13 protein-coding genes and 1 tRNA gene are annotated in these 15,267 nt (G+C 67.5%); 9 read left to right on the top strand and 5 right to left on the bottom strand.

Annotation, left to right across the window (positions count from 1 at the left end):
- Nucleotides 1–162 precede the first annotated feature (162 nt).
- Together PMI14_RS29470 and PMI14_RS29465 are read right to left on the bottom strand one after the other, a co-directional pair.
- On the bottom strand, nucleotides 163–732 hold the full coding sequence (locus tag PMI14_RS29470) for a fasciclin domain-containing protein (RefSeq protein ID WP_007860581.1): 570 nt from the start codon (nucleotides 730–732) through the stop codon (nucleotides 163–165).
- Nucleotides 733–992: 260 nt separating this feature from the next.
- Complete coding sequence (locus PMI14_RS29465; RefSeq protein WP_007860580.1) at nucleotides 993–3,374, bottom strand: arginine/lysine/ornithine decarboxylase; 2,382 nt, start codon at nucleotides 3,372–3,374, stop codon at nucleotides 993–995.
- Between the two features lie 181 nt (nucleotides 3,375–3,555).
- Here PMI14_RS29465 and PMI14_RS29460 point away from each other — a divergent pair, with 181 nt between their 5' ends.
- From PMI14_RS29460 to PMI14_RS29450, 3 genes are all read left to right on the top strand, one after another.
- Nucleotides 3,556–3,981, top strand: a complete 426-nt coding sequence (locus PMI14_RS29460) for an NfeD family protein (RefSeq protein ID WP_007860579.1) — start codon at nucleotides 3,556–3,558, stop codon at nucleotides 3,979–3,981.
- 36 nt (nucleotides 3,982–4,017) lie between these two features.
- A complete protein-coding gene (locus tag PMI14_RS29455; protein ID WP_007860578.1) occupies nucleotides 4,018–4,944 on the top strand; it encodes an SPFH domain-containing protein in 927 nt (308 codons plus the stop codon).
- 106 nt (nucleotides 4,945–5,050) lie between these two features.
- Nucleotides 5,051–5,140: transfer RNA gene (locus PMI14_RS29450), tRNA-Ser, on the top strand.
- A 132-nt stretch (nucleotides 5,141–5,272) separates the two neighbouring features.
- Here PMI14_RS29450 and PMI14_RS29445 read toward each other — a convergent pair.
- A complete protein-coding gene (locus PMI14_RS29445; RefSeq protein WP_007860577.1) occupies nucleotides 5,273–5,509 on the bottom strand; it encodes a 4-oxalocrotonate tautomerase family protein in 237 nt (78 codons plus the stop codon).
- Between the two features lie 17 nt (nucleotides 5,510–5,526).
- The gene (locus PMI14_RS29440) at nucleotides 5,527–6,237 is read right to left on the bottom strand and encodes an SDR family NAD(P)-dependent oxidoreductase (RefSeq protein WP_007860576.1); all 711 of its coding nucleotides are present in this window, start codon (nucleotides 6,235–6,237) and stop codon (nucleotides 5,527–5,529) included.
- A 105-nt stretch (nucleotides 6,238–6,342) separates the two neighbouring features.
- On the opposite strand from PMI14_RS29440, the gene PMI14_RS29435 reads away from it, so the two are divergent.
- The 6 genes from PMI14_RS29435 to PMI14_RS29410 all read left to right on the top strand — a co-directional run bounded on the left by PMI14_RS29435 (nucleotide 6,343) and on the right by PMI14_RS29410 (nucleotide 14,090).
- Entirely contained in the window at nucleotides 6,343–7,236 is an 894-nt protein-coding gene (locus PMI14_RS29435) for a LysR family transcriptional regulator (protein WP_007860574.1), read from the top strand.
- Nucleotides 7,237–7,381: 145 nt separating this feature from the next.
- Nucleotides 7,382–8,707 (top strand): MFS transporter, encoded by a 1,326-nt coding sequence (locus PMI14_RS29430; protein ID WP_007860572.1) that lies wholly within the window; start codon nucleotides 7,382–7,384, stop codon nucleotides 8,705–8,707.
- Between the two features lie 53 nt (nucleotides 8,708–8,760).
- Nucleotides 8,761–10,200, top strand: a complete 1,440-nt coding sequence (locus tag PMI14_RS29425; protein WP_007860570.1) for an FAD-binding oxidoreductase — start codon at nucleotides 8,761–8,763, stop codon at nucleotides 10,198–10,200.
- Nucleotides 10,201–10,211: 11 nt separating this feature from the next.
- Nucleotides 10,212–11,777 carry a tannase/feruloyl esterase family alpha/beta hydrolase gene (locus PMI14_RS29420; protein WP_007860568.1) on the top strand — a complete coding sequence of 522 codons (1,566 nt, stop codon included), beginning with the start codon at nucleotides 10,212–10,214 and terminating at the stop codon, nucleotides 11,775–11,777.
- 85 nt (nucleotides 11,778–11,862) lie between these two features.
- A complete protein-coding gene (locus PMI14_RS29415) occupies nucleotides 11,863–12,816 on the top strand; it encodes a LysR substrate-binding domain-containing protein (protein WP_007860567.1) in 954 nt (317 codons plus the stop codon).
- 197 nt (nucleotides 12,817–13,013) lie between these two features.
- A complete protein-coding gene (locus PMI14_RS29410) occupies nucleotides 13,014–14,090 on the top strand; it encodes a hypothetical protein (RefSeq protein WP_007860565.1) in 1,077 nt (358 codons plus the stop codon).
- Between the two features lie 126 nt (nucleotides 14,091–14,216).
- Here PMI14_RS29410 and PMI14_RS29405 read toward each other — a convergent pair whose 3' ends face one another.
- Nucleotides 14,217–15,236 carry a sensor domain-containing diguanylate cyclase gene (locus PMI14_RS29405; RefSeq protein ID WP_035206294.1) on the bottom strand — a complete coding sequence of 340 codons (1,020 nt, stop codon included), beginning with the start codon at nucleotides 15,234–15,236 and terminating at the stop codon, nucleotides 14,217–14,219.
- Nucleotides 15,237–15,267: the final 31 nt, after the last annotated feature.

Raw genomic sequence — 15,267 nt, 5'->3', positions numbered from 1 at the left:
TCTTTTGGCGACGCAAAAGAAGGTGGGTGCGCCGCCGGGCGCACATCCCGGCCTCCGCCCTCAACACAGGCACACCACCAGCACAACAACCACGAAGCAACAAAGAAAAATGGCCGCAAACCCAAAAGGCCGCGACCACTCTTCAGCACCTACCAGCAGTGATTACTTGGGCAGCAGCACCTTGTCGACCACGTGGATCACCCCATTGGACTGGTACACATCCGCAATCGTCACATTCGCCGTGCCACCCTTTTCATCGGTCAGCATGATGGTCTTGCCACTGGCCTTGGCCGTGAGCATGCCACCCGCCACCGTCTTGATGCTGGCCATGCCCTTGCCATCGGCAATCATCTTCGACAAGGCCGCCGCATCCCACTTGCCCGCCACCACGTGGTAAGTCAGCACCGTGGTCAGCGTGGCCTTGTTCTCGGGCTTGAGCAAGGTGTCCACAGTGCCTGCGGGCAGCGCAGCAAACGCGGCATTGGTGGGTGCGAACACGGTGAACGGGCCTGGGCCCTTCAGGGTGTCGACCAGGCCGGCGGCCTTGACCGCAGCCACCAGCGTGGTGTGGTCCTTGGAGTTCACGGCGTTGTCGATGATGTCCTTGCTTGCCAGCATGGGCGCACCGCCCACCATGACGTCGGCAGCCAGGGCCGGGGTGGCTGCGGCAGCAACCAGGGCGGCGGCCAGGCCGATGGAAGCGAGGCGGGCATTGAAGCGGATACGGGTCATGAGAATCTCCTGAATCGATGGATGGACGGAGCAACTGAATGAACAAATGTCTGTCGGTGACCGCGTGAGGAATGCCACGCGGCTGTCTATCAATACGGGGGTGGCAAGGCATCGGATGCAGCGGCAGGACAAAAACCGCAAATAACAAAAAAAGCCCCGCAGGCCTGGGCCTCGGGGCGATGGGGCTGCGCAAGTTGGTGCGCAGCGGTCGGTGTTGCCAGGCCCGGCTGCCACACAGCCTGGGCCTGTACACAGGGTTACTAGACCTTGCGGCCGAAAGGCCCGTCCGAGCCCACCTGCACCAGGTTCTTGGCCGTGGCCAGGGGCTTGGGGTTCTTCTTGGCGGGCTTGTCGGCCGGCACTTCCTCGGCCACGCAGTCGGCGTAGTAGCGCACGTGGCCGTTCTCGTCCTCCACCTCGACCAGGCCGTGGATGTCGGTCTCGAATCCCGGGCACAGTTTGGCGAATTCACGGGCGAACTTGAGGTAGTCCACGATCTTCTTGTTGAACACCTCGCCGGGGATCAACAGCGGAATGCCCGGTGGGTACGGCGTGACCAGGCCCACAGTGATGCGGCCTTCCAGCTGGTCGATCTCCACGCGGTCGGTCTTGCGGTGCGCGATATGCGCGTACGCGTCCGAGGGCTTCATGGCGGGCGTCAGGTCCGACAGGTACATCTCGGTCGTCAGGCGCGCGATGTCGTACTTGGCGTACATCTCGTGCACGTGCTGGCACAGGTCCTGCAGGCCCATGCGCTCGTAGCGCTTGTGCTGCTGGCAGAACTCGGGAAGGATGCGCCACATGGGCTGGTTCTTCTCGTAGTCGTCCTTGAACTGCTGCAGCGCAGTGAGCAGCGTGTTCCAGCGGCCCTTGGTGATGCCGATGGTGAACATCACGAAGAAGCTGTACAGGCCGGTCTTCTCGACCACCACGCCGTGCTCGGCCAGGTACTTGGTGACGATGGATGCAGGGATGCCCTTCTTGTCGAACTTGCCGTCCAGGTTCAGGCCGGGCGTGACGATGGTCGACTTGATCGGGTCCAGCATGTTGAAGCCGTCGGCCAGCTGGCCGAAGCCATGCCACTTGGTGCCGGCCTTCTTGCCCTTGGCGTCGCTGCGGATGATCCAGTCCTCGGCGCGACCGATGCCTTCGTCCACCAGCTTGTCCGGGCCCCAGACCTTGAACCACCAGTCGTTCTTGCCGAAATCGTCCTCGATCTGGCGCATGGCGCGGCGGAAGTCCAGCGCCTCCAGGATGCTCTCCTCCACCAGCGCGGTGCCGCCGGGCGGCTCCATCATCGCGGCGGCCACGTCGCAGCTGGCGATGATGCTGTACTGCGGGCTGGTGCTGGTGTGCATCAGGTAGGCCTCGTTGAAGAGGTGGCGGTCCAGCTTGGCGGTCTGCGAGTCCTGCACCAGCACGTGGCTGGCCTGGCTGATGCCGGCCAGCAGCTTGTGGATGGACTGCGTGGCGTAGGTCACCGAGTGCTTGGGGCGCGTGCGCTTCTTGCCCATGGCGTGGTAGGTGCCATAGAACGGGTGGAAGGCGGCGTGCGGCAGCCAGGCCTCGTCGAAGTGCAGGTTGTCCACGTAGCCATCGAGCATGCCCTTGATGGTCTCGGTGTTGTAGAGGACGCCGTCGTAGGTCGATTGCGTGAGCGTCAGCACGCGCGGCTTGACCTTCTTGGCGTCCACGCCCTTGAGCAGCGGGTTGGCGCGGATCTTGGCCTGGATGGCCTCGGGCTCGAACTCGCTTTGCGGGATCGGGCCGATGATGCCGAAGTGGTTGCGCGTGGGCTTCATGAACACCGGGATGGCCCCGGTCATGATGATGCTGTGCAGGATGGACTTGTGGCAGTTGCGGTCCACCACCACCACGTCGCCCGGGGCCACGGTGTGGTGCCAGACCATCTTGTTCGACGTGCTGGTGCCGTTGGTGACGAAGAAGCAGTGGTCGGCATTGAAGATGCGTGCGGCGTTGCGCTCGCTCTCGCCGATGGCGCCGTTGTGGTCCAGCAGCTGGCCGAGTTCCTCGACCGCGTTGCAGACGTCGGCGCGCAGCATGTTCTCGCCGTAGAACTGGTGGTACATCTGGCCCACGGGGCTTTTCAGGAAGGCCACGCCGCCCGAGTGGCCGGGGCAGTGCCAGCTGTAGGAGCCGTCTTCGGCGTAGTCCAGCAGTGCCTTGAAGAACGGCGGCTGCACGCTCTCCAGGTAGCTCTTGGCCTCGCGGATGATGTGGCGCGCCACGAATTCGGGGGTGTCCTCGAACATGTGGATGAAGCCGTGCAGCTCGCGCAGGATGTCGTTGGGCAGGTGGCGGCTGGTCTTGGTCTCGCCGTGCACGTAGATCGGCACCTCGGTGTTCTTGCGACGCACCTCGCCGATGAAGTTGCGCAGGCTCAGCACGATGGGGTCGAGCCCCTCGCCCACGGTGAATTCCTCGTCGTCGATGGACAGGATGAACGCGCTGGCGCGGCTTTGCTGCTGCGCGAACTGCGACAGATCACCGTAGCTGGTGACGCCCACCACCTCGAAACCCTCGGCCTCGATGGCCTGCGCCAGGGCGCGGATGCCCAGGCCCGAGGTGTTCTCGGAACGATAGTCCTCGTCGATGATGATGATGGGAAAACGAAACTTCATGCGCAGCCTCCGTGAAACCGTGCCCTGCCGGCCAAAAAACGAAATAGGCGCGAAGTGTAAGGAATAACCTTGTCGGGCCTTTGAACTGGGGGTCTTTTGACCCAGAATGTGGTGGATTAAGAACAACCGACACACAGGTTGTCTAGGATCCGAACAACAAACAACATGAGGAGGAGTCGGTATGGAGGAATCCACCATCTGGTGGCTGGCGGCGGGGATCGTGGTGGTGGCAGAAATGCTCACGGGCACGTTCTACCTGCTCATGATGGCGGTGGGCCTGGTGGCCGCTGCGCTGGCCGCGCACATAGGCCTGTCCACAGCTTTGCAGATCACCGTCGCGGCCCTGGTAGGCGGCGCGGCCGTGGTGGCCTGGCACTTTACCAAGCGCAGGCGCCCGGGAGATCCATCCCCCCGCGCAGACCGCAGCGTGAACATGGACGTGGGTGAAACCATCCTCATCGAGGGCTGGAACCCCGACGGCACCGCCACCGTGAAATACCGGGGCGCCATGTGGACGGCCATCCACCGCCCGGGCGTTACCCCGTCCACCGGCATGCACCGGGTCGCCGAGCTGGTAGGCAACCGCCTGCTGGTCGACCCCATGTAACTCCCAACGTACGTGCAAGAACACTGAAAGTCGTCCATGGACAAAACCTACATCGCACTCGTCATCGCTGTCATCGTGGTGGTCTTCATCATCCGCACCTTCAAGCAGGTGCCCCAGCAGAACGCCTGGGTGGTGGAACGGCTGGGCAAGTACCACAGCACGCTGGCCCCAGGGCTCAAGCCCATCATTCCCTTCATCGACAAGGTGGCCTACAAGCACAGCCTCAAGGAAATCCCGCTCGACGTGCCCAGCCAGGTCTGCATCACGCGCGACAACACCCAGCTGCAGGTGGACGGCATCCTGTACTTCCAGGTGACCGACCCGATGCGCGCCAGCTACGGCTCGTCCAACTACATCATGGCCGTGACGCAACTGGCCCAGACCTCGCTGCGCTCGGTGATCGGCAAGCTCGAGCTGGACAAGACTTTTGAAGAGCGCGACATCATCAACGCCCAGGTGGTCCAGGCCATCGACGAGGCGGCCCTGAACTGGGGCGTGAAGGTGCTGCGCTATGAGATCAAGGACCTGACGCCTCCGGCCGAAATCCTGCGTTCCATGCAGGCCCAGATCACCGCCGAGCGCGAGAAGCGCGCGCTGATCGCCGCCTCCGAAGGCCGCCGCCAGGAGCAGATCAACATCGCCACCGGCGAGCGCGAAGCCTATATCGCGCGCTCCGAAGGTGAAAAGCAGGCCCAGATCAACAACGCCCAGGGCGAGGCCGCAGCCATCATGGCCGTGGCCGAAGCCACCGCCCAGGCCATCGAGCGCGTGGCCGCCGCGATCCGCCAGCCCGGCGGCGAGCAGGCCGTGCAGCTCAAGGTGGCCGAAAAGGCCGTTGAGGCCTACGGCAAGGTGGCCGCCGATGCCACCACCACCCTCATCGTGCCCAGCAACATGACCGAGGTCTCGGCCCTGATCGGCTCGGCCATGAAGATGGTGCAGACGACACAACGAACCGTGTGACGGCACCCACCCGATAGGGAGCGCATGGGCAATGCAGCGTTTTTTTGACCCGCCCTGCCCCAACTTCCCAAAACAGCCCAAACCTGTGGCTATAATCGAAGGCTTCGGAGAGGTGGATGAGCGGTTTAAGTCGCACGCCTGGAAAGCGTGTGTGGGCTAATCCCCACCGCGGGTTCGAATCCCGCCCTCTCCGCCAAAGATACAACCCCAAGTGGCTCACGCCGCTTGGGGTTTTTTCTTGGTTGCGCGGCCTTGCCCAGGCCGCATGCACCTGCCCCGGCAGCGACCTCCGGGGGCCCTGCGCCTTCCCCGAGTCAGCCAAGCAAAGTCAGCCCGGCTGCGCCTTGGACCGCGCACGCCACTCGGGCACGGTCAGGCCGCCGACGCCCCAGTTGTCGAGATCGACCTCGTCGATGACCACAAAGGTGGAGTCTTGCGGCTTGCCCATGACCTCGTACAGGAGGTCGGAGACGCCCTGGATGAGGGCGCGCTTCTGTTCGGGGGTCGTGGCGCTGGCGCCGGGCGCGGTGCCCTCGCGCGTGACCTTGATGTTGACGTAGGGCATGGTCGTCGCCTCCTCTCTCACCAGCGGCCGGCGTGCTGGCCGCCGTCGACGTTGAGGGTCTCGCCCGTGACGAAGGCGGCGTTCTCCAGGTACATCACGGCATCGGCCACCTCGGAGACCTCGCCCATGCGGCCCATGGGGTGCATGCCGGCCAGCACGCCGTGCGCCGCCGGGTCGTGCATGGGTGTCTTGATGATGCCGGGGGCCACTGCGTTCACGCGCACGCCGGTCTGCGCGTACTCGATGGCCAGGCCGCGGGTCACCGCGTCCAGCCCGCCCTTGGTCAGCAGGGCCAGGCCTGAGGGCGCGCCGGCAATCGCCTGGTGCACCAGCGTGGTGGTGATCTGCACGATGTGGCCGCGGCCCTGGCGCAGCATGTGCGGCAGCACGAGCTGCGTGGTGTGGAAGAAGCTGGCCAGGTTCACGTCCACCACGCGCTCAAACTCTTCGGCGGTGTACTCGGTGAACGGCTTGCCCAGGAAGATGCCGGCGTTGTTGACCAGCGTGTCGATGCGGCCAAAGCGCTCCAGCGCGGCGGCCACCAGGCGCTCGGCGGCCGATCGATCGCGCACATCGCCTGCCACGGCAAGCACATCCGGGTCCGTGGAGGGTTGAATACTGCGCGAGGTGGCGACCACGGCGTAGCCGTGTTGGCGGTAGGCGGCAGCGATGGCTGCGCCGATGCCTTGCGATGCGCCGGTGACGATGGCGACTCTTTTCTCACTCATGAATGGCTCCTTGGGGTGGTGTCGATAGCGACTGCGAAGGGAGATCCGACGCTCTCCGTAGAGTAGGGACGCACCCCCTGGAGCGGTAGCCGTTATCCTCGCGCAATGGCTGATAGAAAACGCACAGAGGTCGACTGGCAGGACGTGCGCGTCTTCCTGGCATTGGGGCGCTACCGCAGCCTGTCGGCCGCGGCCCGGGCGCTGCAGGTGAACCACGCGACCATTGCCCGGCGCATCCAGTCGCTGGAGCACAGCATGGGCGAAAAGCTCGTGGAGCGCCGCCCCGACGGCTATGTGCTGACCCCGGCCGGCGAGGTGGCATTGCAGGCGGCCACCGGCATGGAAGCGGCGGCGCAGACGCTGACCCGGGCCGCGCATGGCGAAGGCGAGGACCTGCGCGGGCTGGTGCGCATCAACGCACCGCCGGCGCTGGCCCATGCCTTCCTGGCGGCGCAGCTGGCCAAGGTCACCGTGGCCCATCCGGGGCTGGACATCGACCTGGCGACGGACCTGCATTCCATCAGCCTGAGCCGGCGCCAGGCCGACATTGCCGTGCGCCTGGGCCGGCCCGGCGACGGCGATCTGATCGCCAGGCCTGCGGGCAAGATGGCCTTCGGCTTCTATGGCACACGCCAGCACTGCGCGGACGTCGAACAGGGCCTGCCGCCGGTGTTCATCAGCTTCGACGAGCAGCATGCGGGCATGCCGGAGTCGAACTGGCTGGTGCAGCAGTTCCCCCGCGCGCGCTTTGCCTTCCGGGCCGAGAACCAGGTGCTGCAGGCCACCGCTGCGCGGGCCGGGGCCGGCATTGCGCTGCTGCCGCACTACATCGGCCGGCAGGTGCCCGAGCTGCAGCCCTGCCCGCTGGCACCGCTGCCGCCGGCGCGCGAGATCTTCGTGCTGATCCGCGGGCAGGACCGGCATGCGGCCCCGATCCGCGCCGTGGTGCAGCACCTGCTCGATGTGTTCCGTGAGAACCGGGCCCTGTTTGCCGCCTGACCCTGTGCCGGCATGCCCTTGCGACCATCTCTTTCAGAGATACGAAGCTCGCCAATCCATATGAATTTTGCGTAGTAACCCCCGGCGGTGCAGGCCGGCACCGGTGCAACCATCTCGCCACACCAACAACGAAAGCGAGACAGCCATGGGTTCCCCCGCAATGACGCCGCCGTACGAGGGCCGCTTCGACGACACAGCGGATGCAGCCGACGCAACCTACCGCAAGGTCGGCTGGCGCCTGCTGCCACTGCTCTTCCTGTGCTACATCGTGGCCTACCTGGACCGCGTGAACGTGGGCTTCGCCAAGCTGCAGATGCAGGGCGACCTGCAGTTCAGCGAGGCGGTCTACGGTCTGGGCGCAGGCATCTTCTTCCTGGGCTACTTTCTCTTCGAGGTGCCCAGCAACGTGGTGCTGCACCGTGTGGGCGCGCGCCGCTGGATCGCGCGCATCATGGTCACCTGGGGCCTGCTGTCGGCGGGCACCATGTTCGTCAGCTCGCCCACCTCGTTCTACGTGGTCCGCTTCCTGCTGGGTGCTGCCGAGGCGGGTTTCTTTCCCGGCATCATCCTGTACCTCACCTACTGGTACCCCGCAGCACGCCGCGGCAAGGCGACCTCGCTGTTCCTGGCCGCCATCCCGTTCGCGGGCATCCTGGGCGGCCCGATCTCGGGCTGGATCCTGCAGGGCATGGGCGGCACCAACGGCTGGGCCGGGTGGCAGTGGCTGTTTTTGCTGCAGGGCCTGCCCACCGTGGCGCTGGGCCTGGTGGTGTGGCGCTACCTCGACGACCGCGTGAAGGACGCGCGCTGGCTCACCCCGACCGAACGCGCGCTGATCGCCCGCGAGATCGCGGCCGAGGATGCCGGCAAGCCCGAGCCGAAGATCCTGGCCGTGCTGTCCAATCCCCGCGTCTGGCTGCTGGCGCTGGTGTACTTCGCCTTCGTCTCGGGGCTGTACGGCATCTCGTTCTGGCTGCCCAGCATCATCAAGGCCCTGGGCGTCCAGGGCGCACTCGACATCGGCCTGGTCAGCGCCATCCCCTGGACCTTCGGCGTGGTGGCCATGTACCTGGCGGCGCGCAGTGCGGACCGGCGGCTCGAATACCGCTGGCACAGCGCCATCGCCGCCGTGGTCGGCGCGCTCGGGCTGGTGCTGAGCGTGGCCTTCCATGGCAACGCCGTGTGGGCCATGGCCGGCATCACGCTGGCCACCATGGGCATCATGGCCACCCTGCCAGTCTTCTGGGGCATGCCCACGGCCTTTCTGGGCGGTGCGGCGGCTGCGGCGGGCATTGCCTTCATCAATTCCTTCGGCAACCTCTCGGGCTTTTCCGCGCCCTACCTGATCGGCGTGATCAAGGACGCGACCCAGAGCACCGACGCGGGCCTGCACATGCTGGCCGCCCTGCTGGTGGTGGGCGCAGTGCTGGTGCTGTTCGCCAGGCCCGAGAAGCCCACCCCCACGCGCTGACCCTGCGGCGCTGCCTGCAGCGCCCTCCCCCTTTGTTCAGAAAGAGACTTCCCATGCTTGCGGAACTGAGTCCCCCTGCGCGCACGCAACGCCGCGCGCCCTCCCCCGACCTGATCGCGCGCCTGCGCCAGCGCTTCGGTGAGCGCTGCTGCACCAGCCAGGCCGTCCTGCTGCAGCACGGCACGGACGAGTCGGCCTACCTGCCGCAGCCGCCCGATGCCGTGGTCTACGTGCACAGCAGCGAGGAGGTGGCCTTCGTCGTGCGGGCCTGCGCGCACGAGCGCGTGCCGATCATCGGCTTCGGCGTGGGCTCCTCGGTGGAGGGGCACCTGCTGGCCGTCGAGGGCGGCGTCTGCGTGGACTTTTCGCAGATGAACCAGGTGCTCGCCATCCGCCCCGGCGATCTCACGGCCACGGTGCAGGCGGGCGTGACGCGCGGGCAGCTCAATGCCGCGCTGGCGGGCACCGGCTTCTTCTTTTCGGTGGACCCGGGGGCTGACGCCTCCATCGGCGGCATGGTGGCCACCGCGGCATCCGGCACCAACACCGTGCGCTACGGCACCATGCGCGACAACCTGGTGAGCCTGACGGTGGTCACCGCCAGCGGCGAGGTGGTGCGCACCGCCTCACGCGCACGCAAGAGCGCGGCGGGCTACAACCTCACGCAGCTGTACTGCGGGTCGGAAGGCACGCTGGGCCTGATCACCGAGGCCACGGTGCGCCTGCACCCGCACCCCGAGGCCTGCGCCGCAGCGGTGGTGCACTTCCCCAGCGTGCGGGCCGCGGTGGACTGCGTGATCGAGTCGATCCAGATGGGCGTGCCGCTGGCGCGCGCCGAGATGCTCGATGCGCTCACCCTGCGCGCCGTGAACGCCCACAGCCGCACCACGCTGAGCGAGCACCCCACGCTGTTCCTGGAGTTCTGCGGCAGCCAGGCGCAGATCGCCGAACAGTCGGACACCGTGCGCGAGATCGCTGCCGGCCATGGCGGCGGTGCCTTCGAGTGGGCCCACCTGCCCGAGGAGCGCTCGCGCCTGTGGACGCCGCGCCACCATGCCTACTTCGCCTGCCTGCAACTCAAGCCCGGCAGCCGCAGCCTGACCACCGATGCCTGCGTGCCCCTGTCCGCGCTGGCGCAGTGCATGGAAGAGACCCAGGCCGACCTGGCCGAGCACGGCCTGATCGCGCCGGTGTTCGGCCACGTGGGGGACGGCAATTTCCACTGCCTGGTGCTGGTGGACCCGGCCAGCGCCGAGGAGAACGCCGCCGCCGAAGCCTTCAGCCACCGCCTGGTGCAGCGCGCGCTGCGCCATGGCGGCACCTGCACCGGCGAGCACGGCGTGGGCCTGCACAAGCAGCACTACCTGGCCGAGGAGCACGGCGCGCAGGGCGTTGCGCTGATGCGCGCCGTGAAGCAGGCGCTGGACCCGCACAACATCTTCAACCCCGGCAAGGTCGTCGCGGCGGCCGGGCCGGACCGCCACACCCACTGAGGAGATCCACCATGACGAAACTGATGCAATGGCTGCTGCTGCCTGCGGCCGCACTCGCCACCCTGGCCGGCTGCGGCGGAGACGGCGCGCCTGCCATGCCGCTGGCCGAGAAATGCGCCACCCTGCAGGGCAAGACCCTGGCCAACGGCAGCGTGGTGATCGACGACGCCAAGCTGGCCGCCGCGGCGCCGCCCCAGCCCGAGTACTGCGTGGTCACGGCCCGCTTCAAGGACTCGGCCCTGCGCTTCGAGGCCCGGTTGCCCACCACGGGCTGGAACGGCAAGCTCGCCTTCCTGGGCGGCGGCGGCTTCGATGGCGCCATGCCCACGGCAGCCGCGGCGCAGTTCAGCGAATCCATCTTCACCGAGCGCTACGCGACCATCGGCACCAACGGCGGCTACGACTACCCGCCGCCGCGCGACCTGAACTACTTCAAGGGCGAGTTCGCGCTCGATGCCGCCAAGCTGCTCGACTTTGCGCAGCAATCCGAGCACCGCGCCCTGCCGCCCGGCAAGGAGGTGATGGCCCAGTTCTTCGGCACGCCGCCCGCGCGCAGCTACTTCGAGGGCTGCTCCATGGGCGGGCACGATGCGCTCATGCAGGCCCAGCGCTTTCCCGAGGACTTCGACGGCATCGTCGCGCGGGCACCGGCCGGCAACGTGATGGGGCTGTTCGTGCAGTTCAACCGCATCGCCCGGCAGGTCAAGGGCCTCGGCGGCGCGCTCAGCCCCGCCAAGCAGAACCTGCTGGCCAACGCGGTGCTGGCGCAGTGCGACGGGCTCGACGGCCTGGCCGACAGCATCATCGCTCGGCCCGCCGCCTGCCAGTTCGACGCCAAGGCACTGCGCTGCACGGGCGGCGCCGACACCGGCGACAGCTGCCTGTCGGACGCGCAGATCGCCACGGTGCAGGCCGTCACCTCGCCGGTGGCGACCGCCAATGGTGCCTGGTCGCACCCGGGTTATCCGTTCGGCGGCGAGAACTCGGCCAAGGGCTGGGGCGAGTACATCTGGCCGCAGGCGAGCCTTGCCGGCGCATCGACGCAGGGCCTGTTCTCGGACGGCTTCATCCGCTCCTTCATCGCGCGCGACGCGTCCTTCGACACCGCCACCTGGAACCCCGACCAGTGGCTGGACCGCATGACCACCGTCGGCGGCCTGTTCGGTGCGACCGACCCCAACCTGGCCCCGCTGCACGCGCGCGGCGCCAAGCTGATCCTGTGGAACGGCACGACCGACACCTCGGTGAGCGCGCACGACACCATCCGCTACTACGACCAGGTGGTCTCCAGCCTGGGCCAGCGCAAGGCCGACGAGGCGGTCGAGCTGTTCCTGGCGCCGGGCGTGGGCCACTGCTTTGGCGGCCCGGGGCCCGACAAGGTGGACCTGCTGCAGGCCATGGCCACCTGGGTGGAACACGGTGTGCCTGCCTCGCAGCAAAAGCTGCTCTTGCGCAAGACCGACGCCGCGGGTGCCATCACCATGGCGCGGCCGATGTGCAAGCACCCGGCCTACCCGCGCTACAAGGGCACGGGCGACGTGAATGCAGCCGCCAGCTTCGACTGCGCGCTGGAGTGACACCGGGGCGTGGCGGCCTGCCACGCCCTCCCTACAATGGCCTGCCGCCCCTGGCCTGCACGGAGGGGCGGCCGGAGATTTGCCGATGGAATTGCGCCAGTTCAAGTATTTCGTGGCCATTGTGGACTGCGGCAGCCTGTCGCGTGCGGCCCAGCAGCTCTATGTGGCGCAGTCGGCGCTGAGCAAGCAGATGACCGAGCTCGAGGGCGAGCTGGGCACCCAGCTGCTGCTGCGCGGGCGCAATGGCGTGGCCATGACCGAGGCCGGCAAGGTGTTCTACGAGTATGCCCAGGGCATCACCAAGCAGGTCCAGGACGCCAAGGCCGCCGTGCACGTGGCGGCCGACTCTGTCGTCGGCACCGTCGTGGCCGCCGTGCCGCAGAGCGTCTCGCCGATGATCGCGCTGCCGCTGATGCGCGCGGCCGCACGCCGCTACCCCGAGGTGGTGCTGCACCTCAACGAGGAGCTCACCGGCAACATGGTCGACCAGTTGCTGCGCGGCCGTGTCGACATGGCGATCTTCTCGCCCACCATGCCATCGGAGGACACCACTTTCACGCCCCTGGTCGAAGAGGAATTCGTCTTTCTCGAATCGCCCCAGGACCCGCAGGCCCTGCCGCCGGGCGAGGTGAGCCTGGCGCAGGCCCTGGCCCGCCCGCTGGTGTGGCCCGCCAACACGCACGGCCACTGCACGCGCTGGCTGGTGGATGCGGCCCTGGGCAGCGCAGGGCACCCGGCCGCGCGCGTGGCCGCAGAGATCAATTCGGTCTACACCCTGAAGGCCGCGGTGGAGGCCGGCCTGGGGCCCACCATCATGCCGCTGGGCCTGGCCCAGCGCGAGGTCAGCGAGGGCCGCCTGCGCGCGCACCGCATTGCCTCGCCCGCCATGTACCGCACGCTCGGCCTGTGCCTGTCGGTGCACCTGCCCACCACCAATGCCAAGCGGGCGATCTTCCGGCTGATCGGGGACGTGGTGCGCGAACTGTGCGCCAGCGGGGAGTGGCAGGGAACGCGCCTGCCGGTGGCCCCGAAAACCTGAACTTCGCCGCCTGGACCGAGAACTAGTTAACACCCCGGCGCGGTAAAAGGCTTGTTGCACGGTCGCCCGGGGACTAAGCTTGGTGCACCTGGACTCGACCCATCGCCTCAGCCGGCACTCCAGGCAACCAGTGCGTGAGCGGCGGCATGCATCCGTGCCGACCCTCCTCTTCCTGTTCTTCCCATTGGAGTCGTCCCATGAAGCATGTCTGCCTGCTTGCCGTCACCGCCGTGGTCACCGCCTACAGCCCGCTCGCGAGCGCCCAGGCCACCCTGAGCCTGAACGATGGCGCGTTGCGCATCCCCAGCCTGACGGTGGGGTCCGACGTCTACACCAACGTGCTGCTGCGCTATGGCGCTGACGGGCGCTTCGGGCTGGAGGCGGCCACGCCACCCGCTGGCAACCCGGGCGCTGGTGGCAACGCCCAGACGCTCCAGCTGGCCTATGCGCCCCAGCCGAACACCCAGTACTGGTACACCGCGCAGGGCCGGGTCGTGGCTACCTGCTCGAACCTGCCCCAGGCGGCCATCACCCTCAAGATTCCGGCCGGTGCCACGGCCCAGGCCAAGGTGCCCCTGGTGATCAGCCTGGCGGGCTGGGCCCCGAGCGGCAATCCGCCCGCGCCTGTGGCGCAGGACGCGGCCGGGCTGGACCAGTTCAGCGCCGCCGGCATGGCAGCCGCCACCTTCGAGTACCGCGGGTGCGACAACTGGAGCAGCCCGCTGATTGTCCGCACCAACGTGAACGAGACCTTCGACATCGCCAGTTCGGACTTCGGGCTGGGCCTGGCGGCGATCAAGGCCGCCGTCGCCGAGCGCAACCTGCCCATCGACACCAGCCGCATCGTCGTGGCCGGCACCTCGTTCTCGAGCAACCTCATCTTCACGGTGGCCACCAAGCACCGGCTGCAAGGCGCCATCGCGCTCGCCGGGGGCTGCGACTACGACTGCAATGCCACCGGCACGACCTACGAACAGCCCAACGATTTCCGGGTCAACGGCGCGGCCATCCGCGTCGCAGCGGTCTCGGGCAGCGCCGACCAGCTGTTCCCGCCCGTCGGGCTGGGCAGCTCGGGCTACGGCGCGTCTGGCGCCCGGGCCCGCATCCTGACGGCCATTCCCGACGGCACCAAGAGGCCCGCAGCGTTCTATACCTACGTCGCGCCAGGCGCCGGCCACGAGGTCAATGCGGCGATGTGGGCCAAGGCGCGCACTTTCGCGCAGTGCATGACCAATGTGCGCCCGGTGGGCGACTGCGCGGCGGACGACCGCTGAGCCGGAAGGCCCTGCCGGGTCTCTTGCGGATTCGCCCTCGATCGTTTCACCAGGCGGGAGCCGCAGACGGTGCTGTAGCACGGCAAGGCGAACCAACCGCGTCAGACGGTTGAAGGCAGATCCGTATCAGTGCTGCAGCGCGCGGCGGCGCTCGTGCTTGGCCTGGTACATGGCCTCGTCCGCATGGCGGATGGCCGCATCGGCCGTGTTCAGCCCGGGGTCGGAGCAGACCACGCCGACACTGGCCCCCGGGTACTCCAGGGTCCGCTTGCCGGCCAGCGGAATGCGGCACACCGTGGCCTGCTGCAGGCGCTGGCGCAGGCTGCGGATGGCCTCGGCAGGGTCCTGGTCGCGCTGCGGTCCCGGGCCGACGAACACGAACTCATCGCCGCCGAAACGGCTCAGGAAGTCGCTTTCGCGCATGGCAGCGCGCAGCTGGTTGGCAATGGTGCACAGCAGGGCATCGCCGGCCTCGTGGCCGTGGCTGTCGTTGACCTGTTTGAAGCTGTCGAGGTCGAGAAAAGCCACCATCACCATGCTGCCCGAGCGCCGCGAGCGCGCCTGCAGCCGCTCCAGCTCCTCGAACAGGGCGCGGCGGTTGGGCACACCCGTGAGCGGGTCCAGCAAGGCCATGTTGGTGAGCTGCTCGTTCTTGCGTTGCAGCTCCCCCAGCAGTTGCTCGCGCTCGACCTGCTGGGCAATCAGGCCGGCAAACAGCTGCAGCATCTTCTCGGTCTCGGGCGGAAGCTCGGCGCGCTCGGCGCTGGCCGCGCACAGCGTGCCATAGATAGCGCCGTCGGACAGCCGCACCGGCATGCTCACGTAGGTCTGGATGCCCAGGGCGGCCGCAGCCTCCGAATCGCCCCAGCAGCCTTGCACGTCGGCGGTGAACATGCGGCCCTCCTTGAGGGCGCGGTAGCACAGGGTGTCGCCCCAGGGCACGGTCAGCCCCTCTGGGATCTCCATCTTGCGCGTGTTGCGCGAGTACAGCACATGCTGCAGCGCGCGCTGGAAATCGATGGTGGTGAGGTAGGTGGACTCGAGCCGCGTGACCTTCTCCAGCATCTCCAGCAGCGGGCGGGTCAGTTCTTCCAGCGTCTTGGCCTGGACGACGGAGTCGGAAAGTCGGACGAGAAGCGGGTCCATGGCGGCAGCAACGATGTGGTACACGGTTGGC

This window comes from Acidovorax sp. CF316 (genome assembly GCF_000276605.1).
Taxonomy (GTDB): domain Bacteria; phylum Pseudomonadota; class Gammaproteobacteria; order Burkholderiales; family Burkholderiaceae_C; genus Acidovorax.
This window is presented reverse-complemented; position numbering and strand designations above follow the sequence as displayed.